We start from the raw sequence: 20,191 nt of genomic DNA, 5'->3' as shown, positions 1-20,191 counted from the left end.
ACGGTTCTTCCGTCAATACCTTTTTTTAAGTTTCTGTTTTACCGGAGGTTTGTGAGTAAATTTTAACCAGCACCACCGTGTAACTTCCCAACACCATCGTGTAACTTCAAAGCCTCTAGATCCCGGGGTTCAACGCCCAGGTCTCGCCAGTTTTCGGGATGGCAGGTAAACAGCAGTATCTGATGCCGGGTTGCGGCGTCAAAAAGGATTCGTTTCATGCCCTCCAGGCGTTCGGCATCGCTGTGCACAAGGGTATCGTCCAGAATGATTAACGTGGGGCGACCGGCTTCCTGCAACAGGTCGGCATAGGCCAAGCGGCTGATCAGGCCCATTTGTTCCCGCGCGCCGAAACTCAGTTCGGCCATACGGCCCAGTTCACTTCCCCGGCTGAACGTTCCGGGCATCAGGTTTTCGTCCACTTCCAGGCTGGCATCCGGGAACAGCACGCTCAAATAGTGATCCAGATGTTTCTGCAGCGGAGCCTGCAGTCGGCGCGTCAGTGCCTGGCGCTTTTCTTTCAGCAGGTTCAACAGCAGATCCAGCGCCTTCGCCCGCCGATCCAGCTCAAGATAGCGACGTTTTACGTGCTCCAGCTCAGCTACCCGCTCGTTGCGCTCCTCTTCCAACCCTTCCGCACCCCAGGCCTCAAGCCTTGCCCGGATGTCACTCAACTCCAGTGCACGCTTGTGCTGAGCGGCTTCCTGGTGTTCGGCGGTAGCACGGAACCGCTCAATATCCTGCGTCAAAAGGTCTGGGCGAGCCGCGCTGATTTTCGCTTCGCGCTCTTTGAGAGACGATTCGAGTTCCGTCTGCTGTTTCACGACAGCGGCAACGTCCCGGGCAAGTTTTTCGATCTGCTGCTGACGCTCGGGGCTGTTCAATTCACTCTGAATTCGCTGCCACTCACGTTGAGCCGCATCGCAGGTATGACGGGCTTTAAGCAGCAGAGTTTCCTGGTTCTTTTGTCGGGTTTCGGCGTCCGCCAATCGCTCTTCGGCCTGCTTCAACTCGGATTCCACGAGGTTCAGCGGCTTAACATCTCCGTCACCGGCCTGCTCCGCCGGCAAGGCTCCGAATTCGGCGTTGCGGGCGTGCAGTTCAGATTCTGAATCGGACGTCATCGAATTCAATTGGTCCCGCCCGTTGGGGGCTAACGATTTGAGAAGCTCTTCAAAGCGCTGTATCTGTGCCTCAGCGTCCTGGAGCCGCCCTTGCTTGCCCTCGGCCGCCTCAACTGACTCGACCGCTAAGGCGCCCAGTTGCTGCGCCACGGATTGCTCAAGCCTCTCGAGTTTCCGGCGGAGACTTGCAAGGTCATCCCCACCCGGTTGAATACCAAGATTGCCCACGCCCGGAATCTCGATAACGCCCGGTTCCAGAAGCAGCTTTTCGCCCTGGCCCTCCATGCTGCGACCATCAAGCGCCAAACTTTTACCGCTATTCAGGTTCCAGGTAACACGCGTAGCGACGGTTTGAATTCGAATAGTCGCGTCATCCAGTTCGCGCTGGGTCTGCTTGAGCCGATGCAATCCGTTGGCATCGATCTGGTTCTGTTGTTTCTGTTCGCGGGCTGCGTCCAACGACGCCTGAATGCCTTTGGCTTTTTCCTGGCTTTGCTTGAGCTTGTCCAGTTCCGCCTCCAGCCTCGTGCAGTCCTTTTGCAGGCGCTCTCGTTTATCCCTTAAATTGGCCTGTTGCACGGCGCCGTTGGCGAGCTGGTATTGGCTGCGAGCGCTGTTAACCACATTCGCCAGTTCCGGGCTGGCGAGCTCTTCGCGGTCACGTTCTTTTCTGGCGCGCTCATAACTCTGGTGGCGCTGTTCCAGCTGTTCGTTCTGGCTGCGCCAGTGAGCCTGGTTTTGCTGAAGCAAGGTCAGATTTTGCTGAAGCTGGCTCAGGGAATCCCTGCCACGATTTTGCTGCTCCTGTAGAGCCTCTACTTCCCGATATTTTGCCTCGGCGTGCTGCATGCTATTCCGGGCCGCTACCCAGGGCCGTTCCCGTTCTGCCTGCGAGTGCTCGTTTGTGAGGGCGCCAAGGCGGTCTACCTGCGCTCCATATTGTTCCACCCGGGCTTGCAGATCAGACACCTGCTGCTGCAAGGTTTCCCGGGCGCCTGCCAGAGACAGGTAATCACCTCGCGGTTTTCCGGTGGCTGTCAGCAGTTCCTGCCTTTGCTGCTCCACGGCCTCAATAACGTCGTCTCCGCCGCTGCTGGCAATGTCGCCCACCAGGTTGTTCAACGCAGACTTCAGATGGCCGCCGGCATGTTGAACGGCCTTTTCAATATCCTGCCCGGTGCCCTGCTCAACCCAGAGCAGACCCGGAATACCCCAGTGCTCCTCTTTGCTGGCGCCCTTCTTGGGAAACTGGTAGCCCAGCAGTTCCGCAAGCTTCTCCTCGGCTTCTTCACCGCTGAATGCCTGGCCATCAATCAATAGATCACAGCGGTGTCGCTTGAGAAAACGCTTGTCGAGTTGCCAGCGCTGGCCCTTGTGGTTAAACACCAGCTCAACCGTTGGCGCCGCCGACGTGTCTCCCCAGGGCGCTAGATCTTCAGCGGATTTCGATCGGTAACGCTCAAAAAACGCGGCGCGGATAGCGCGAACAAGGGTGCTTTTGCCGGATTCGTTAGGGCCGTGTATCAGGTTGATGCCGGGCGTGAGGCCGTCCAGCTCAATGCCTTGCCTGAATTGGCGAAACTGCTGAACTCGTAAACGCTGCAGCTTCACCGGGCCACCTCTTCTCTTTTTGGCTGTAGCAGGCTTGCCAAAATGGCCAAAGCGTCGCGAGACACCTCTGCGTCATCGCTTTTATCCGCAGCCTGTTGGCGTTCTCGCAGCTGCTGAACCACGTCTCCGAGATAGCCGTCTGCGTGCAGTGCGGCGATATCGTCGTCGGTAGGCTCCAGTTGCAGCCCGGTGCGGTCGCAGGTGACGCTGCGATAGCGAGCCTCCGCAATGGATAGTGCTTCGGTCAGTTGCTGATCCCCGGCCAGCGTGAGGGTGCCGTTCAGTTTCAGGTCCAGAACCGATGCTTCAGGCAACTCGCCCACTCGCTGCAGTAGCTGAACCAGATCGGAAGGTATGGACAAGCTCTCCCGCCACTGATGCCATTGATAGCGGGCGGTTTCATGCAAGGTGACGGTGGGTACCGCGCCCGGTGCTTTAATATCGACAATCAGAACGTATCCCGCTTCGTTATTGCGGAAGCGCTCTGGTTCTGGCGTGCCGCTGTACCAGATGCGCTCGTTAATCTCCTTCACGCCGTGCCAGTCGCCAAGGGCCAGGTAATCCAGTTTTGCGGTTTCTGTGCAGTCGGGTGCGATGGGGTTTGTTGAATCAATTTCCTCAGGCAGCAAACCCTGCACGCTGCCGTGGGCCAGCCCTATGCGCAGCAATTCCGGTGCGGTTTCCATATCGACAAAAGGCGCAGTCAGGTCGCCATAAGTGTGGCGCTGGGTCAGGGGCGCAGCCAACACGGCGATGCCTTGCTCTGGCAGTTGAGTAACACCGGATTCAAGTGCCAGATGAACGTTCCCGGGAACTGCACCAAGTCGCTCGGCACGGGTCCACACACTTTCCGCCAGAGCCGCATCGTGATTGCCGGGGAGCATTACCCAGGGGCCGTCAAAACCTCGGGTAGCATTGAACACCCTACGAATGGTGCGATCAGAGACAGTCTGCGCATCAAACACATCACCGGCGACCAGCACTGCGTCACACTGATGCTCTGTGGCCAGCGCAGCCAGGCGTTCGATGGCCTCAAAACGTGCCTCCATCAAAGCAGCACCGTCTTCGGCCTCAAACCGGCTGTAGGTTCGACCCATCTGCCAATCGGCTGTGTGTAGAAACTTGGGCACCGGCTTTCTCCTTGAAAGAAATGACATTGTGGGCATGGTACACTCAAATTAACTCAACGGGGTGCCGGGCAAATGCCGGGCTGAGACCATACCCGCGGAACCTGATCCGGATTATGCCGGCGAAGGGATTGAGCACTCACCGGCCCTGGTGGGGCCCGGGCCTTTCTCGACTTTATGCCAAGCGCCGACTTTCAGCGCCACATTCTTCTAAAAACATCATGTGCCCCGTTATTGACTTGGGTGACGAATTGCCGACGGTGCTCAGTGCCGCGCCTCGCAATAGCGCACCTGCCTCCGGACCGGAATGGCACCTCTGGCCGGGCCTGATTATTGCCAGTGCACTTGTTGTATTGGCACTGGCAGGTTTGGACGCGTTGGTCTGGCAAGCATTCCTCTCGGTTTTGCTCAGCCTGTTAGTGGCCGTTCCGGTCTCCAGGATACTGGCAGACAGCGTCTGTAATCTCTAAGCTGGTAAACTCATAACCAGACCAACCACCTTTGGAATTCTGACACCCGTGCCGATACGCGCCAGTGCCCCGGAAAATGAACGCTCATCGCAGGCCGGTTTTGCTGGAATCCTGTCAGATGAACACGGCACCCTGGCAATCCGCGGTGACTGGACGCTTGCCGACTATCAAGCGCTGAAACAGCAGATAGAGGCGTATTCTGATCGGCACTGGGAATCCGAACATATTGACCTGGAAGATCTTGGGCGGGTTGATACGGCAGGGGCGTCCCTGCTGGCGACTCTTTTAGGGCCGGAATGCCTTGTTGCACTCACGAGCGAGAACGACATCCTGCCCCGGGAGCAAAGCGCACTGCTGTACGCAGTAGCAGATGCCATGCGAGAAAAACCCGTTCCGGAGCCCGACGCGCCTGCGCTTGTTGTGCAGTTCCTCAATGAAACCGGTAAGAAAGTAGAGGCTGTCTGGGATCTTTCCCGAATTCTGATCGGATTCATGGGACAGATTATCGCAACGTTTTTTGCCGTGTTGCCCAAGCCAAAACGGTGGCGAGTAACGCCGTTCGTCGCCGCCATTCAGGATACCGGGCTGAATGCCCTTCCCATCGTCGCGCTGCTCACCTTCCTTGTGGGTGCTGTGGTGGCTTTTCTGGGCGCCACCGTGCTGAGAGATTTTGGTGCCACCATCTACACCATTAACCTTGTCGCCTTCTCATTTTTGCGGGAATTTGGCGTTCTTCTTGCCGCTATTTTGCTTGCCGGCCGCACCGCCAGTGCCTTTACCGCCCAGATTGGCGCCATGAAAGTCAATGAAGAGCTGGATGCCATCCGCACACTGGGGCTTGACCCGGTTGAGCTGCTGGTGCTCCCAAGGGTTCTGGCTATGATGGTGAGCTTGCCTATTCTTACGTTTGTCGGAATGATTTCGGGGCTTTTAGGCGGCGCCCTGGTTTGCATCATTGCGCTCGATATTTCACCGGCTCAATTCATGGCCGTGGTCGGGAGGGAAATTGGGCTGACGCACTTCTTGGTCGGGTTTTCCAAAGCACCTGTTTTCGCCTTTCTGATTGCAACCATAGGGTGCCTGGAAGGTTTCAAAGTAGGCGGCAGCGCCCAATCAGTGGGCGTTCATACAACATCCAGCGTGGTTCAGTCCATTTTCATGGTTATTCTTCTGGATGCCATCGCAGCGCTCTTCTTTATGCAAATGGGTTGGTAAACCATGAGTCACGCCGGGGACGAAGCCATCGATAACCAACCGTCATCCATCATCGAAGTGCGCGGGCTCTGCAATCGTTTTGGCCGTCATGTCGTTCACGAAAACCTTGATCTGGATCTCTACAAGGGAGAGATTCTGGGCGTTGTCGGGGGTTCCGGCACAGGTAAGTCGGTACTGCTGAGAAGCATCGTTGGGCTGAACCGACCGTCTGCGGGCAGCATCCGGGTGTTCGGCAAGGATCTGGACGAGCTGAGTGACGTACAACGCTCGGAAACCGAACAGCGGTTTGGCGTTTTGTTTCAACGGGGCGCACTGTTTACTTCGCTGAATCTGGTTCAGAACATTGCCCTGCCGTTGATTGAGCACTGCGACCTGTCGCGCTCCGACGCGGAGGAACTGGCCCGCATGAAGCTTGCACTGACCGGGTTGCCTGCTGATTCCGCACTCAAGTACCCGTCGGAGCTTTCCGGTGGTATGGTCAAACGCGCCGCCTTGGCTCGATCACTGGCAATGGACCCCGAAATTCTTTTTCTGGATGAGCCGACCGCTGGTCTGGACCCCATAGGCGCTGCGGCATTCGACAGGCTGATCGTGACCCTTCGGGACGCGCTGGGCCTTACGGTTTTTCTCGTCACACACGATCTGGACACCCTCTATACGAGCTGCAACAGAGTGGCTGTTTTATCCCAAAAAAAGGTTCTGGTTGCGGATCACATCGAAAAGGTCGCCAAGACGGACGATCCATGGGTACAGGAATATTTTCACGGCCCCCGCGGGCGGGCCGCCAGTTACGCATTCCGGGCTCAGGATCAGAGCCGGCTACGGGAGTAAAAATCTATGGAACCGAAAGCTCATCATCTGATCATTGGGCTGTTTACGCTAGTTGCGGTGATGGCAGCCTTGATGTTTGCACTTTGGCTGGCAAAATCGTCTGCAGATCACGAATGGGCCTATTACGAAATTGTTTATGATCACGCTGTCGGCGGCTTGGCTAAGGGCAACCCGGTACTATACAGCGGCGTGGAAGTCGGTGATGTCCTTGAACTTCGGCTGGATCAGGACGACCCAGGCCAGGTGCGCGTTCTGATACGGGTTGAGCAAAGTGTGCCTGTGCGAAAAGATACCCGCGCCGGGATTGTGCTCGCCAATATCACCGGTAGTATGAGCGTCCAGTTCAGCGGCGGCAGTAAGGATAGCCCCGTTTTAACAGGCACCCGTGAAAACCCCGCGCTGATCATGGCGGAACCGTCGGCGTTTAACAGTTTACTGAACAACGGCGAAGCTCTGTTATCCAAAGCTGAGCAGTTGCTAACCAACGCGAATACCCTGTTGTCGGATGAGAACACAAAAAACCTCACGGCGATTTTACGCAATACCCGCAGCGCGAGTGATTCACTGCTTGGCAGCCGTGAGCAATTGGTTGCTCTGCTTGAGCGCATGGACGACGCTGCACGCAGAACCGCTGAGGCGGCAGGTAAAGTCTCCGCCGTGTCCGACAACACTAATTCACTGCTACAGAATGAGGGGAAGTCGGTGCTGGCAAGCATGGCGAAAGCCATGACAACCGCAGAGAAAATGGTTGCACGTATCGATGGCTTAACCCGGGAGAACGAGGGCGCTCTGGATTCCGGATTTCAGGGCATGGGTGAATTGGCGCCGGCGTTGAGAGAATTGCGCAGCACCCTCAGAAATCTAAATCGGTTTACCCGTCGCCTTGAAGAAAACCCCACGGGCGCAATTTGGGGCGGACCAACCATCAAGGAGGTATCCCCGTGAACAAGAAGGCTTCTGGTGTAAAAGCTTTCAACACTGTGGGTGTAGTGTTGGCGATGTCCGGAATAATGACGGCGTGTACGATATTTCCCAAACCTGAAGCTCCCCGGGTAATGGATTTTCCTGTACCGGCGAGCCTGCAACACGATGGAAATATCCGGCCCCAAAGCTTACGAATCGACACCCCAACCGCTTCGGAACCGTACAACAGCTCTCGAATTCTGGCCAAACCGGAACCTTGGGAGTTCAGAGTATACGGCGGCGTTCGCTGGCGGGACACGTCGCCTATTATTCTGCGGGATATGCTGGTGGGCGCATTCAGAGCCGGATCGGATTTTCGCGACGTGAGTACAGATAGTAGCCCCGCAAATACCGACCTGACTCTGGCAACTGAAATCACGGCTTTTCATGCCATTACCCAAGGCGACAACACTCGCGCAACCGTTGCTATTTATGGCCAGCTGATTGATAACCACTCACGAGCCACACTTTGCTCGAAACGCTTTATCGCGTCCATCCCTGCCCGAGACAAACGTATAGAATCGGTTGTAAAGGCGTTCGGTAGCGCTGGGCAAAAACTTGCAGAAGAGGTTATTGAGTGGTCCGAAACCTGCGACGCACGCCCGGATTGAGGGTCGGCTAGCACTTATTCGGTCAGGAGCACTGACGCATGCACGACCAGTTGGAGGATGGCCGAAGTTATCGGCTGTTCAATGCGATTGACGATGACAACCGGGAAACCCGCAGCAAAACGCGTATATCGACCGCTATAACCGCACTGTGCGCTATGCCCCGACGGGTTAATTCAAGTAGCCGCCAACCGCCTGTATAACGGTCTGTGAGTCTTTGGGCGTTACCCACGCTGCAAGGGCAACTCGTTGTTGGCCTAGGTCCGGCACGTCCGGCAAGTCCAACGCCCATGTTCGCGTGCCTGATATCATGCGAACCTCCAGCACGACAAAGTCATGGGAGAGTTCGCGCCCGCGATTTTCTCCGGCCTGGACAGCGGTTTTCAGGCCCATGCCCAATATGGCCACATGGAGCTGTTCTGCACCCTCCCCTGTAAAGGCAACATCGAGCTGTCCTTTTTCATCAAGACTGGCCCGCAGAACACCCGCATCCCGAGTAGATGGCGCCCATTCACGTTTGCCACTGAACCACTGGCGCCACTCTTTGCTGTTGATGACTATGCCTGGCGTGTAAGACTGGCTAACGCTGCCTTCTCGCACGTACTGGCGCTGGCGCTCGCTGAATGCAGCTTGCGCAAAGGGATCTTCCCAACCGATGTAGTCCCAGTAATCCACGTGAAAAGCCATGGGTATAAACTCTAAAAAAAGCCCCGGCCGGCCTTTCAGCGAACTCAGCCAGCGGTCAGCCGGAGGGCAACTGCTGCAACCCTCGGAGGTATAGAGCTCCACAACGTCGGTGCGGGTTGTGCCGCTTGTCCACTCCTGGGCCATCAGCACGGAAGGGCAAAAAAGTAGAAGTGCCAGTAGTAATTTGCTCATGGGAACCTCGCGTTTACAGCCATGGGTGTTTGGCAAGTAGCTCGGTTAATCAGGGTAACGTTCAGACACTTTCGAAAGGATCACATTTTGATAAACTTTTAGTCCGCAAGAAGACAATTTCTCCTATCCCCAATTGCTGAGCCGCGTTCGACGTATGCGCGGGCAGACCATGTTCAGATGCAAGCCACCAATTCTGACATCGAAAGCGATGCCGAGCGCAGCAAGATTAGGAGGATTTACGGGCGCCGCACTCTTGGCCGGATTCGCACTCTTCATGGAGGTTGAGAGCATTGATCGCTTTATCCATCCGGTCACGATTTCGTTCGACGGCGCTATTTTCGCAGCGATCCTCGGACTGATCGTCAACGGCGTGTCGGCATGGATTCTTGGAGACAATTCACACCACTCTCATGACCATCGTGGCTTTGCTTGCTGGTAAATACGCCGGGTGGAACTGGATGGATCCGGCGATGGGTATCGTCGATGCCATTCTTATTACCCGCTGGTCTCGAGGATTATTGAAAGCCACGTCGGGCATACGTCAAGCGTGCCTCAGAATGTGGCGATACGCACGTGAGTGATCTTCATGTCTGGTCACGACCGTATCCAAACAGACAACCCATCTCTCTTGCACGTGACCGTGGAAGTCCATAGCTGTTCATCAAACTCCCGGCGGGTATCGTTGCCGACCCTCGATTAATCGTTCTTTGGCAACAATTCCGGCCAGGCGGCCTTGAGATAAAGCCACATGGACCAGAGTGTCAGGGCCGCGGCTATGTACAGCACAGCAATGGACACATCTGAAAGTAACTGGCCGGGAGGAGACGCCAGCAAGCCGACAATGGATGCCATCTGCGCCGTGGTTTTAATTTTACCAATATAAGAAACCGCAACACTCGCGCGGCTGCCGATTTCCGCCATCCATTCCCGCAAGGCCGATATCACGATTTCGCGACCGATAATGATCGTTGCGGGAATGGTCAGCAGAATAGACGAATATTCCTGGATCAGCACAGCCAACGCAACCGCCACCATCAGCTTGTCGGCAACCGGGTCAAGAAACGCCCCGAAAGGCGTGCTTTGATCCAACTTGCGGGCAAGATAACCATCCAGCCAGTCGGTCAGGGCCGCCAGCGCAAAAATTGACGCGCTCACCGTATAGCTCCACTGCATCGGAAGAAAAAACACCACCACGAACACCGGAATCATGATGATGCGGGAGAGCGTGAGCAGGTTGGGCAAGTTCATAGGCTTGTTACTCGTCGTGCAGTGCTGCGTATATATTTTCCGCCAGTGCTTTGCTGATGCCCTGAACCTTGGTCATCTCATCAACGCTGGCTTTGCGTAGATCCTGTATGCCACCGAAATACCGGATCAGCTCCCGGCGACGTTTGGGGCCAACCCCTTCGATACCTTCCAGAGTGGACTGGCGACGTTTCTTGTCGCGTCCTGCACGGTGCCCGGTAATCGCGAATCGGTGAGACTCGTCCCTTATATGCTGGATCAGGTGCAGCGCCGGAGACTCGGCAGGCACTCGGAACACGTCACCGGTCATGGCGTCAATCAACTGTTCCATGCCCGCACGCCGGGTTACGCCCTTGGCCACACCGATCAGAGGGATATCCGAAACCCCAAGTGCATCAAATACTTCCCGGGCAATGCTCAACTGTCCTTTACCGCCATCGATAAACACAAGATCCGGACGCTTGCCTTCACCCGCAACCATGCGGCGATAGCGACGGGTCAGTACTTGGCGCATTGCGCCGTAATCGTCACCGGCGGTCACGCCTTCAATATTGTACAGTCGGTAATCGCTTTTCAGGGGGCCATTCTCATCGAAAACGACGCAGGATGCGACGGTATTTTCACCATGGCTATGACTAATATCAAAACACTCCATTCGCGACGGAGTTTCGGTAAGTTCCAGCATGTCACGCAGAGCCAGCAAACGTCGATACACCGTTTCTTTGCTGGCGAGGTGAGTCAGCAAGGTTTGCCGTGCGTTGGTCATGGCCAGCTCAAGCCAGCGGCGGCGCTCGCCCCTTACATTTCCACGAATGCGAGTTTCGCGGATCGCCGCTTCGCTGAGCGCCTGCGCAAGAAGCTCCTGCCCTTCAACTTCCACTGGAACCAGTACATCTCGTGGTATCTCGCGGCGGGTGTTGCCGCCAAAGTAATACTGACCGAGAAAGGCACTGAGCAACTCCCCTTCTGACTGTTCAAGGGAATAGCGGGGAAAGTAGTCTTTGGTTCCCAGCACGCGGCCACCGCGAACGATGATAACGACGATGCACACAACGCCAGCATCCTGCGCAATGGCAACCACATCGGCATCACCGCCCTCACCGTCTACCGATTGCTGCTCTTGCACGTGACGCAGGTGATTGATCTGATCGCGACAGTTGGCAGCTTTCTCGAATTCGAGGTTTTTGGCAGCCTCCTCCATGGCATCGATCAAGTCGCGAATGATGACGGGGTTTTTGCCCTCCAGAAACATAGCCGCGTGGCGGATATCTTCCTGGTAGTCCTCGGGGGAAATGTACCCCACACAGGGCGCCGTACAGCGGTTTATCTGATACTGCAGACATGGTCGCGTTCGGTTTCTGAAATAGCTTTCGTTACAAGATCTTATACGGAAAACCTTTTGCAGCACATTAAGGCTTTCCTTGACCGCACCCGAGCTCGGAAACGGGCCATACCAAGTGCCGCCTCCCTTTTTTGTGCGCCCTCGCCGGAACGTCAGCGAGGGGTAATCGCTGTGGGAAGACACATAAATATAGGGGTAGGATTTATCGTCCCGGAGCAAGATATTGTAGGGCGGCCGCAACGACTTGATCAGATTTTGTTCAAGTAGAAGCGCTTCCGTCTCACTGCCGGTTATGGTCACTTCGATGGACGCAATCTTGGCGACCAGAGCTTCCGTTTTCGGGGCCAGGCCGCTCTTTCGAAAATAACTGCTGACCCGTTTCTTGAGGCTCCCGGCTTTTCCGACATACAACACAGAACCGCCGTCGTCGTACATTCGGTACACACCGGGCCGTTCCGTTAATTTTTTCAGGAAGTCTTTACTGTCGAACTCCCCGTTGGTGTCGCTCGCGGGATCAGACCTTGTGGGCATCGAGCAACCCGAGTCGCACGGCCATCAGTGCCAACTCAACATCACTGGAGATTTCCAGCTTTTCAAATATCCGGTAGCGATAGCTGTTAACGGTTTTGGGGCTGAGGCAAAGCTTGTCAGAAATATCCTGTACTTTCTGGCAATCGACCACCATCAAAGCGATCTGCATCTCACGCTCTGAAAGACGGTCAAACAGCGACAGTTCGCCTTCGTCACTACTGTCACCGCCCAAACGTTTGAGCGCCATTTTCTGGGCAATTTCGGGGCTGATATAACGCTGGCCTGAGTGGGCCATGCGGATCGCGCGGATCATCTCACGGATATCCGCACCTTTCGTGATATAGGCGGTGGCCCCGCTTTGCATTACCCGAGCTGGGTATGGGTCATCTGAACAGGCCGTTACCACAATAACGCGAATCGTCTCGTCTATCCGCAGGATACGCCGGGTAGCTTCCAGACCCCCAATTCCCGGCATGCGAATATCCATCAGCACGATATCAGGGCGGCTCTTGCGCACAAACTCGATGGCGTCTTCGCCAGACGAGCACTGGCCGACAACATCAATGTCGGGACTGTCCGAGAGCATTCGGGTTATCCCGGAACGAACCAGCTCATGGTCATCTACAACCAATACCCTGATCAAAATTCACCTCGTTTACAGCTTTCGGAAATCAGAGTGAGTGTAACGTTTACGGATGCACCCTGGTAGGTGCAACCTGAAATATCCCGGCAGGTTAAACCATTATTCCGGCGCGCCAAGCCCTGCGGTATTTTCAACCGGATCAAACCAGACAACCAGATGCCCCCGATTAATGGCTGCCAGCACGTTGCCGCGTTCGGCCAACGGGTTTTCGGTATCATTCAACCCGTGGTAGCGAGTGCAATATTCTTCTGCAAGCCCGTTGAGCTGATCTTCGGTCAACAAGTCTCGGTCCACCACAAATTTTTCCTCTCGAGGATCGGGCTGGGGCTGGTTCATGCTGTCGTCACTCATAGTATCTCCTGTGCGGGACCCTATATTAAGGATAATACCGGAGCAGTAGAACCCTCTCCCACTTTCAAAATCCGGAGGGATTCTCTATCATCCTTCGTTTTAGATAGTTTGGATGCTAATGAACTCATTGGTTTTTCGCCTCACTCTTCCGATTCTGTTCGGCTACCTCCCACTCGGCATGGCCTTCGGGGTGCTATTTACCACCCAGCTGGACTACGCATGGTGGGCTGCTCCCCTCATGGGAGTGGTTGTATACGCCGGTGCCGGTCAGATTCTGGCAGTCAGTTTGCTGGCCGCGAGTGCAGGATTGCTGGAAGTGTTTGTTGCCATGTTTGTGCTTAACGCCCGCCATCTTTTCTACGGTCTGTCATTGCTCAGGCAATTCCGGGGTGCTGGCTGGCGCAAACTGTATCTTATTTTTGGCCTGACCGATGAGACCTATTCACTTCTCACTAGCCGCCAGCGCTCCCACGACAGTATTCATGAGCGCAACGTTGATTTCCGGATTACCGCGTTCAATCAGGTGTATTGGGTGATTGGTTGCACTCTGGGTGCGCTGCTGGGACGCAACGTGGCGTTCGACAGCACCGGAATCGAGTTTGCGCTTGTTGCGCTGTTCATCGTGCTGACGATCGAACAGCTCAAAGCTTTGGGAGACGCCTTTCCCGTGTGGGCGGGCGCGGCCGCAGCCGGCATCGCCATGATATTGCTACCACCGGCGCATCAACTGATTGGCGCGATCGCCATTGTTACCGCCGTGCTTTTGCTGCAATACCGAACTGTGCGGGCCACAAACGCGGAGAACGAAAGCCATGTCTGAAACCGTCTACCTTTCAGTATTTATTGCCGTTGCTGCAGTAGCGACCTTTGCGACCAGGATCATACCGTTCCTGTTTTTTGAGCGGCACACCGAGCACCCGCTCATCAAACACCTGGGGCGCTTCTTGCCGGCAGCCGTTATGGCATTGCTGGCGACGGTATTTCTGCAGCGTTCCGGGGACTGGGCAGCGACGGTGCCCGGGGCTGATGCGATACTGGCAGGCGCACTTGTGGTGATTATTCATTTGTGGCGCCGCAACGCCCTGCTTTCTATTGCAACGGGCACAGCGGCCTATATGCTGATACGTCAAACCGATATACTGGAAATCGGGTTTGCGGGTTGAAGACTACTCTTAGCGCGGCTCTTCAAGATTAGCGACCAGACGCGAATCACACAGAGCTGCGGTGCGGTGCTTGACCACGCCCTTGTATTCCGAACTTTCAATCATTTCCATAAACGCGTCGATTGACGGATAGCGCACGAGCAGCACCTGATCCCACGATTCGTCTGGAGGCGCAATGAGCGAGCCCACGCTGCGACCAGACCAAATAACTTCCGCACCCACCGCGCTGACACAAGCCGCCGCCTCGCGCATGTAAAGCTGATAGGCTTCACGCCCGCTTCGCTCACCGGATTCGTCGTCATAGCTTGCTTTGTCGCGGAATCTCAGCAGGTTCAGCATTACCACAGGCTGATCTTTAGGCGTGTCTGCCAGAACTTTTTCCAGCTGTTCCGGAGCGGGGTTTACGGCGTTCATGCTAGCCCTATTGTTGTAATAAGTTGTAATAAGTTGTGATCAGTTGTAATCAGTTTCCGCACACTATAGCTCACCCCTTACGGCACTCGGCAAGTGATTTCATTACCTTTCGGTCAGATCGGTGGTTCCGGACCCGATTTTATACACGCTCAAACAGGTTACGACTTTAGCATGGCTTGGTAGCAGGCTATGTATCTCCCGGCCTATAATGCACAGCGCTTGCCCAAACCCACTTTCATTCCTTTTCCACTGGCCAACCCGAATGGATCTGATCAGCCTTTTCCAACAGACACTGGAAACCACGCTTCCGGTTTTTACCATGGTGTTTATCGGCCTTGGGTTGCGAAAAATCAGGTGGATTGATGAACCCTTCGTGCACACAGCGTCAGCGCTGGTTTTCAAAGCGACACTTCCAACTCTGGTTTTTTTCAGCATCATAAAAGCCGATCTTGATGCCGCCCTGAACCCCCGACTTCTTATCTTTTATTTTTCTGCAACACTTGCCAGCTTTGCCCTGGCCTGGCTGTGGGCGCGCTGGCGGGTAAACCACAGAGATCGAGGCGTCTACGTTCAGGGCGCATTTCGGGGTAACTGCGGTATTGTAGGGCTGGCGTTGGCGGCAAGTTTGTATGGAGATTTCGGCCTCTCTGCGGGCAGTATTCTACTGGGGGTGGTCATTCTTTCATACAACGCGCTGTCTGTGGTCGTGCTTGCGGCCTACCACCCCGCACAATCGTTGGAGTGGCGCCGCATTCTTCGGGATATTCTGCGTAATCCGCTCATACTGTCAGTGTTTGCGGCCGTTCCTGTGGCCTGGCTTGATCTGCAGCTCCCCGAGTGGGTGCTTACCAGCGGCGACTATTTTGCCTCTCTCACCCTGCCTTTGGCTCTGCTGTGTATCGGCGCAACGGTCTCGCTCAGCGCTTTGCGCAATGACAGCTCAACGGCCTTCAGCTCTGCGTTGATGAAAATGGTTATACTGCCCTCAGTATGCACCAGTGCCGCCTGGGCGTTCGGTTTCTCTGGCCCGGAGCTCGGCCTGTTGTTTCTGTTCTTCGCAAGCCCGACCGCCGCCGCCAGCTTCGTGATGGCAAAAGCGCTGGGCGGCAACGAGAGATTGGCGGCGAACATTATTGCCATAACCATGCTGATGGCAAGCGTTACCATAACCATGGGCGTGTTTGTCCTGAAAGGCGCCGGCATTATCTGAAACTTGCATTCAAGCATTAGATTCATACGAAGCTTTACATTTCGAGCATTCAGCAACAAATCAGGGCCACCAATGACTGAAGGAAAACCGTTTTCCCAAGCCTGTGAGAATAATAAACAGGTTATTCTCGAAAAACTCGCTGCGCAATTCAGCGGGTTCGGAACCGTCCTGGAGATCGGCTCAGGAACCGGACAACACGCCGTTCATTTTGCCCGGAACCTGCCACAGTTAACGTGGCAGCCAAGTGATCATCCACGCAACTATCAGCTTTGCGAATCATGGCTAGCAGAGGCACGTCTGCCAAACATCAACAAACCATTGGCACTGGACGTTAGTCTCAACGACTGGTCATTGTCGCCGGTTGACGGCGTTTTCTCCGCCAATACTGCCCACATCATGTCGTGGCCAGAAGTCAAAGCCATGTTCCGGGGCGTAGCAGTGCATCTGCAACAACGCGGGGTCTTCTGTTTATACGGCCCCTTCAAGTACAGTGGACACTTCACTAGCGCCAGCAATCAGCAATTTGATGCGTCACTGCGGCAACAGAATTCCACCATGGGAATCCGGGATATGGACGAATTGAAAAAAGCCAACCGTGAAACCGGACTGGTTCTGGCCTCAGACTTCGAGATGCCGGCTAATAACCGGCTACTGGTCTGGAGAAAATACTAGATAGGGGATATTCAATGTCACATGAAAAATCATATGAAAAATGCCCGTCAATTATCGTATTCGACGTCAACGAAACGCTGCTCGACATAACACACCTAGAACCCTTGTTTAATCGCGTTTTCGGCGACAAACAGGTTCTGAGAGAATGGTTCGCCCAGCTCATACTCTATTCTCAAACATTGACTCTGTCCGGCCTCTACACACCGTTTGGCGAGCTTGGCATCGGAATACTGCGGATGGTCGCCACGACTCATCACCTGACTCTTGCAGACAGTGACGTTGAGGAACTGAAGGAGCGGATGAGTACGATGCCCGCTCATTCTGATGTCATACCTGCACTCACTCGGTTGCGCGACGCCGGTTTCCGGCTGGTAACATTAACCAACTCCGCCAGCGGCGCGTCACCTACCCCCTTGGAAAAGGCCGGATTAAGTCAGTTTTTCGAGCGAGCCTTCAGCGTTGAGGACACGGGCAAATTCAAGCCGGCTCCCGAAACGTATCGCCTGGTTGCGAAAGAATTGTCGGTCGAGACCTCGGAACTGTGTCTGGTCGCATGTCACCTCTGGGACACCGTGGGAGCCCAGGCCGCTGATTGCCTTGGTGCGTTTCTCACTCGCCCTGGCAACGCCGTCCTGCCCGCGTCTGGCGTGCCGCTTCCGGATTTTATTGCATCGGATCTGACCGTTCTCGCCGATCAGCTTATTGGTCGCCGGTAGGCCTTAGGCTTTATCTTACTCGTCTTGAGCTCTTTGCTGCGGCGTGAGACATTCGCTGTTTACACCACCACCAACCTTTAACAATGCAATAGCCGGCTTCCCGAAATGAGGCAATAACTCATCAATGGCGCTGTTTTTCTGTGTCGGCCGCCGTGTGAGCCTGCAAACGGCTAATTGGAGCGGCCCAGCGCCGGGTCATCATGCGAAGCAGCGCCCGCGTTGAGCCCAACCCTATGTAATGGCCACCTCTGGTCACGACGAAATGCTGCTTGAGGTAGTCGCGCTGTCCAACGCCGACAAATCAGCTGCGGGGAAGGGATTGGGGCGCCCCAACAGGAAGCCTTGAATCAGGTGAATGCCCATTGACCGCAGTAACGTCAGTTCGGCAATGGTTTCAACACCTTCGGCAATCTACAATCGGTTGAAACAAGGTCGAAACCAACTGGTGATTAATAATGCGCTGTAACTCTATTGACTGATCACTGGTCATCATTTTGCTTCGTACTCCTGAATCTGGAAGCGGGCAATCAGGGCGCGCAGCGATTCTGATTGCTCACGCAACTGCTCGCTCACCGCCTTCGTATTGCCAATGTGTTGATCCAGGCCCTGTGAGCTTTCTCCCAGAATATCTGCACGCCGCCCAACGCGGCCAATTTCATCGCGCTGAACGCGAATCGCCTCGTCTACCTCGTTGGTGAAATGGCTAAGGTCATCAAAGGTTTGTTTGAGCGCCACCATGTGTGTCTTGAGTGTTCCCAGCGTTTTCCGACTGGTATCACCGGCTGCCCGGGTCTCGCCGAGCAGGCCATGGGCACCGTCAACCTGGGTGACCAGTTCACCAACCCATTGACGTATCTGATTGGTGGATTCACCGGTTCGAAGGGATAAGCTTCGCACTTCATCGGCAACTACAGCGAAGCCACGACCCTGCTCTCCCGCGCGAGCCGCCTCAATGGATGCATTCAGCGCCAGCAAGTTCGTCTGCGTGGCAATGTTGGCAATCACGCTGATAACCTGTTCGATCTTTTCACTGGAGCCCCGAACCGCCTCAATCGCGCCGGATACGCGATTGATCGCCGCAACGGCAAGCTCAGCCGCAACCTCGCTTTCACGCAGTTGATTATGAACGTCATCGTTGCCTTTCACGGCGCCGGCTACCTGAGTTCGGGAATCTTCCGCTGACGTCTGGATCTGGCTAGCACTTCCGGTAATAGCGCTCATTGATGAAACAACATCGTAGATCTGCCGGTTGTTGTGTTGGGATGAGGCCTGCACGGCATCTCCCAGGAACAGCTTGAACTTTTCGATCAAACCGTTGATTGCCAAGGCCACAGCGGTTACTTCATCGCGCCCTGAAATCGGTAGTGGTTGTGAAAGATCTGAAGCGACCTCCATAGATCTGAGGCGTTCCGCGATCAGTTGAAGCCGCGTGGTTACCGTGCGGCGAAGCCAATACGTTAGCAACAACACTCCAAACAAAACGACGAGGGAGCCCGCAACCAGAAAATGCTGCTGCTGATCGAGGAACTCAATCAGCGAGACAGCCCCTGCCTCGGCCTGCTGGCGTCCTACCAGACGCTGAGCATTGATCTGATCAAGCATGGGATCCAGTGCCTGATAAAGTTGAAAATCGACAATTTTGCCTACCGAATAGTAGCTCGTTTCATCGATAGGTCCTTTCAGAGCTGACAGCAGATCCAAAACAGCCAGGTGCGCCTCTGTGTTGCTCTCTACCCAGCCTTGCAACCGCGGATTGTCACTGACTGACTGCCATTGGGCTTTTATCGCCGCCGAGGTTTTCTCAAACTGTGCGTTTATCTCATCCCACAGCAACAGCTGGGCTTTAATTTTGTAGGCAAGGTCTTGAAGCTGACGATAGAAAGCCACGCCAGACCGGCAAGAGAAATCAAACAAAACACGGAAAACACCACCAAACGCTGACGGACCGTAAGAGACATAACGTGAACTGCCTTTCAAAAGGTTCACAGTGAGCTTAGGTCGGAATTATGACGGTTTTGTTTCAAACGCAAGCACGCAAGACCCGATTTTGTATTTGTAATCATAGTTTTACGATGTTTTACAGATACAACTTAAATGGCTCGTCAGTGAGCATGCTTGTCGCTTTGGGAGGGTGTTTGCGAGCCAAAAAAAACCCTGACCTACTTCAAGTAGATCAGGGTTTTTAATTGGCGGAGAGAGAGGGATTCGAACCCTCGAAACGCTATTAACGTTTACACACTTTCCAGGCGTGCGCCTTCAGCCACTCGGCCACCTCTCCAATAACCTGTTTCAAATCAGCGATATCGTCGCTCATTTGAGGGCGCAAACTTTAATGGTTTTGGCGGTGATTGGCAACTGTCTTGCGATAAATACCGGCAGAACTTGCGATTTTGATCAATAATTATCCTTAGGGTGTTCGCCGCTCGGGTTGCGGGTACCATAGCGGTTCTAACCGGTTTAAAGCTTTTAACAAAGCCTGGAGGCTGTCAATGCTCATGAAATCAGACCAATCGACTCTGCTGCTGATCGACGTCCAGGAGAAGCTAATGCCTGTCATCACCCACGGGCAGGATGTGGTCAATCGGTGTGTCACGCTTGCAACCATTGCGGGGCTTCTGGATATACCGGTTCTTGCTACCGAACAGCTGCCGGAAAAGCTGGGGCCGAACGTTGAAGCCATAAAGGAGCTTTGTCACCATACACTGGCGAAATCTCACTTCGATGCCTGTCCTGACGGGTTGGTCGAATACCTTCCCGAGGGCCGACAACACATTATTATCGCTGGCTGCGAAACTCATGTGTGCATGATGCAAACAGCGCTCAGCCTGTTCGATGCGGGTTTTAAAGTCTGGGTCGTGGCGGATGCAACGGGCTCACGCAATGAATTCGACCGCGATGTCGCGCTCGACCGTCTCAGTGAAAGCGGTGCACGGGTTGTGACAACCGAAATGGTCGCTTTTGAGTGGTTGCGGCACTGCAAACATCCGACGTTTCGAGACGTGCAGAAGTTGATCAAGTAACCGTAGATCTGGCTCATCTGTTTTTAGTTCCGAGTCGTAATCAACGTCTCGACGTTTAC

The 20,191-nt window shown here is 54.8% G+C and carries 21 protein-coding genes, 1 tRNA gene and 1 riboswitch; of the genes, 12 read left to right on the top strand and 10 right to left on the bottom strand.

The window, feature by feature from the left end:
* Nucleotides 1–62: 62 nt before the first annotated feature.
* Nucleotides 63–2,732 (bottom strand): AAA family ATPase, encoded by a 2,670-nt coding sequence (locus ENI00_RS07520; RefSeq protein WP_304100959.1) that lies wholly within the window; start codon nucleotides 2,730–2,732, stop codon nucleotides 63–65.
* Nucleotides 2,729–3,862 (bottom strand): metallophosphoesterase family protein, encoded by a 1,134-nt coding sequence (locus ENI00_RS07515; RefSeq protein ID WP_304100957.1) that lies wholly within the window; start codon nucleotides 3,860–3,862, stop codon nucleotides 2,729–2,731. Before ENI00_RS07515 ends, ENI00_RS07520 begins: the two co-directional genes overlap by 4 nt.
* Before the next feature lie 47 nt (nucleotides 3,863–3,909).
* Nucleotides 3,910–4,007, top strand: a riboswitch (TPP riboswitch).
* Here ENI00_RS07515 and ENI00_RS07510 point away from each other — a divergent pair.
* The 5 genes from ENI00_RS07510 (at nucleotide 3,991) to ENI00_RS07490 (ending at nucleotide 7,949) form a co-directional block, all read left to right on the top strand.
* Nucleotides 3,991–4,329 carry a hypothetical protein gene (locus ENI00_RS07510; protein WP_304100955.1) on the top strand — a complete coding sequence of 113 codons (339 nt, stop codon included), beginning with the start codon at nucleotides 3,991–3,993 and terminating at the stop codon, nucleotides 4,327–4,329. (Overlaps the previous riboswitch by 17 nt.)
* 108 nt (nucleotides 4,330–4,437) lie before the next feature.
* Entirely contained in the window at nucleotides 4,438–5,544 is a 1,107-nt protein-coding gene (locus ENI00_RS07505; RefSeq protein WP_304101087.1) for an ABC transporter permease, read from the top strand.
* A gap of 3 nt (nucleotides 5,545–5,547) precedes the next feature.
* Entirely contained in the window at nucleotides 5,548–6,375 is an 828-nt protein-coding gene (locus tag ENI00_RS07500) for an ABC transporter ATP-binding protein (protein ID WP_304100954.1), read from the top strand.
* A gap of 6 nt (nucleotides 6,376–6,381) precedes the next feature.
* Nucleotides 6,382–7,320 carry an MlaD family protein gene (locus ENI00_RS07495; RefSeq protein WP_304100952.1) on the top strand — a complete coding sequence of 313 codons (939 nt, stop codon included), beginning with the start codon at nucleotides 6,382–6,384 and terminating at the stop codon, nucleotides 7,318–7,320.
* Nucleotides 7,317–7,949: an ABC-type transport auxiliary lipoprotein family protein gene (locus tag ENI00_RS07490; protein WP_304100949.1), complete on the top strand. Its 633-nt coding sequence runs from the start codon at nucleotides 7,317–7,319 to the stop codon at nucleotides 7,947–7,949. The genes ENI00_RS07495 and ENI00_RS07490 overlap by 4 nt, the downstream gene beginning before the upstream one ends.
* A 168-nt stretch (nucleotides 7,950–8,117) precedes the next feature.
* Here the strand turns inward: ENI00_RS07490 and ENI00_RS07485 are convergent, their stop codons facing one another.
* Nucleotides 8,118–8,825 (bottom strand): DUF1223 domain-containing protein, encoded by a 708-nt coding sequence (locus ENI00_RS07485; protein ID WP_304100947.1) that lies wholly within the window; start codon nucleotides 8,823–8,825, stop codon nucleotides 8,118–8,120.
* Nucleotides 8,826–9,099: 274 nt separating this feature from the next.
* On the opposite strand from ENI00_RS07485, the gene ENI00_RS07480 reads away from it, so the two are divergent.
* On the top strand, nucleotides 9,100–9,264 hold the full coding sequence (locus tag ENI00_RS07480; RefSeq protein ID WP_304100946.1) for a hypothetical protein: 165 nt from the start codon (nucleotides 9,100–9,102) through the stop codon (nucleotides 9,262–9,264).
* A 257-nt stretch (nucleotides 9,265–9,521) separates the two neighbouring features.
* Here the strand turns inward: ENI00_RS07480 and pgsA are convergent, their stop codons facing one another.
* The 4 genes from pgsA to ENI00_RS07460 form a co-directional block, all read right to left on the bottom strand.
* Complete coding sequence (gene pgsA, locus ENI00_RS07475; RefSeq protein ID WP_304100944.1) at nucleotides 9,522–10,073, bottom strand: CDP-diacylglycerol--glycerol-3-phosphate 3-phosphatidyltransferase; 552 nt, start codon at nucleotides 10,071–10,073, stop codon at nucleotides 9,522–9,524.
* 7 nt (nucleotides 10,074–10,080) lie between these two features.
* A complete protein-coding gene (uvrC, locus tag ENI00_RS07470) occupies nucleotides 10,081–11,943 on the bottom strand; it encodes an excinuclease ABC subunit UvrC (RefSeq protein ID WP_304100943.1) in 1,863 nt (620 codons plus the stop codon).
* Nucleotides 11,927–12,586 (bottom strand): UvrY/SirA/GacA family response regulator transcription factor, encoded by a 660-nt coding sequence (gene uvrY, locus ENI00_RS07465; protein WP_304100941.1) that lies wholly within the window; start codon nucleotides 12,584–12,586, stop codon nucleotides 11,927–11,929. The genes uvrC and uvrY overlap by 17 nt, the downstream gene beginning before the upstream one ends.
* 99 nt (nucleotides 12,587–12,685) lie before the next feature.
* Entirely contained in the window at nucleotides 12,686–12,937 is a 252-nt protein-coding gene (locus tag ENI00_RS07460) for a hypothetical protein (protein WP_304100939.1), read from the bottom strand.
* 118 nt (nucleotides 12,938–13,055) lie between these two features.
* Here ENI00_RS07460 and ENI00_RS07455 point away from each other — a divergent pair, with 118 nt between their 5' ends.
* Together ENI00_RS07455 and ENI00_RS07450 are read left to right on the top strand one after the other, a co-directional pair.
* Nucleotides 13,056–13,757, top strand: a complete 702-nt coding sequence (locus ENI00_RS07455; protein ID WP_304100937.1) for an AzlC family ABC transporter permease — start codon at nucleotides 13,056–13,058, stop codon at nucleotides 13,755–13,757.
* Entirely contained in the window at nucleotides 13,750–14,100 is a 351-nt protein-coding gene (locus tag ENI00_RS07450) for a branched-chain amino acid transporter permease (RefSeq protein ID WP_304100935.1), read from the top strand. The genes ENI00_RS07455 and ENI00_RS07450 overlap by 8 nt, the downstream gene beginning before the upstream one ends.
* A gap of 9 nt (nucleotides 14,101–14,109) precedes the next feature.
* Here ENI00_RS07450 and ENI00_RS07445 read toward each other — a convergent pair whose 3' ends face one another.
* Nucleotides 14,110–14,514, bottom strand: a complete 405-nt coding sequence (locus tag ENI00_RS07445) for a DUF1330 domain-containing protein (RefSeq protein ID WP_304100934.1) — start codon at nucleotides 14,512–14,514, stop codon at nucleotides 14,110–14,112.
* A 262-nt stretch (nucleotides 14,515–14,776) separates the two neighbouring features.
* Here ENI00_RS07445 and ENI00_RS07440 point away from each other — a divergent pair, with 262 nt between their 5' ends.
* From ENI00_RS07440 to ENI00_RS07430, 3 genes are all read left to right on the top strand, one after another.
* Nucleotides 14,777–15,724, top strand: coding sequence for an AEC family transporter (locus ENI00_RS07440; RefSeq protein ID WP_304100933.1), 948 nt, complete (start codon nucleotides 14,777–14,779; stop codon nucleotides 15,722–15,724).
* A 72-nt stretch (nucleotides 15,725–15,796) separates the two neighbouring features.
* The gene (locus ENI00_RS07435) at nucleotides 15,797–16,396 is read left to right on the top strand and encodes a DUF938 domain-containing protein (protein ID WP_304100931.1); all 600 of its coding nucleotides are present in this window, start codon (nucleotides 15,797–15,799) and stop codon (nucleotides 16,394–16,396) included.
* Nucleotides 16,397–16,410: 14 nt separating this feature from the next.
* Entirely contained in the window at nucleotides 16,411–17,112 is a 702-nt protein-coding gene (locus ENI00_RS07430) for a haloacid dehalogenase type II (RefSeq protein ID WP_304100929.1), read from the top strand.
* A 489-nt stretch (nucleotides 17,113–17,601) separates the two neighbouring features.
* On the opposite strand, the gene ENI00_RS07425 is transcribed toward ENI00_RS07430, so the two are convergent.
* Both ENI00_RS07425 and ENI00_RS07420 read right to left on the bottom strand, forming a co-directional pair.
* Nucleotides 17,602–19,098 (bottom strand): methyl-accepting chemotaxis protein, encoded by a 1,497-nt coding sequence (locus ENI00_RS07425; protein ID WP_304100927.1) that lies wholly within the window; start codon nucleotides 19,096–19,098, stop codon nucleotides 17,602–17,604.
* A 201-nt stretch (nucleotides 19,099–19,299) separates the two neighbouring features.
* A tRNA-Ser gene (locus ENI00_RS07420) sits at nucleotides 19,300–19,390 on the bottom strand.
* Between the two features lie 211 nt (nucleotides 19,391–19,601).
* On the opposite strand from ENI00_RS07420, the gene ENI00_RS07415 reads away from it, so the two are divergent.
* The gene (locus ENI00_RS07415) at nucleotides 19,602–20,132 is read left to right on the top strand and encodes an isochorismatase family protein (protein ID WP_304100925.1); all 531 of its coding nucleotides are present in this window, start codon (nucleotides 19,602–19,604) and stop codon (nucleotides 20,130–20,132) included.
* Nucleotides 20,133–20,191 lie beyond the last annotated feature (59 nt).

Origin of the sequence: Marinobacter antarcticus (assembly GCF_011049865.1) — a bacterium.
Lineage (GTDB): Bacteria > Pseudomonadota > Gammaproteobacteria > Pseudomonadales > Oleiphilaceae > Marinobacter > Marinobacter antarcticus_A.
Note: the sequence above shows the minus strand (reverse complement) of the source record. Positions and strands in the feature narration are given on the sequence as shown.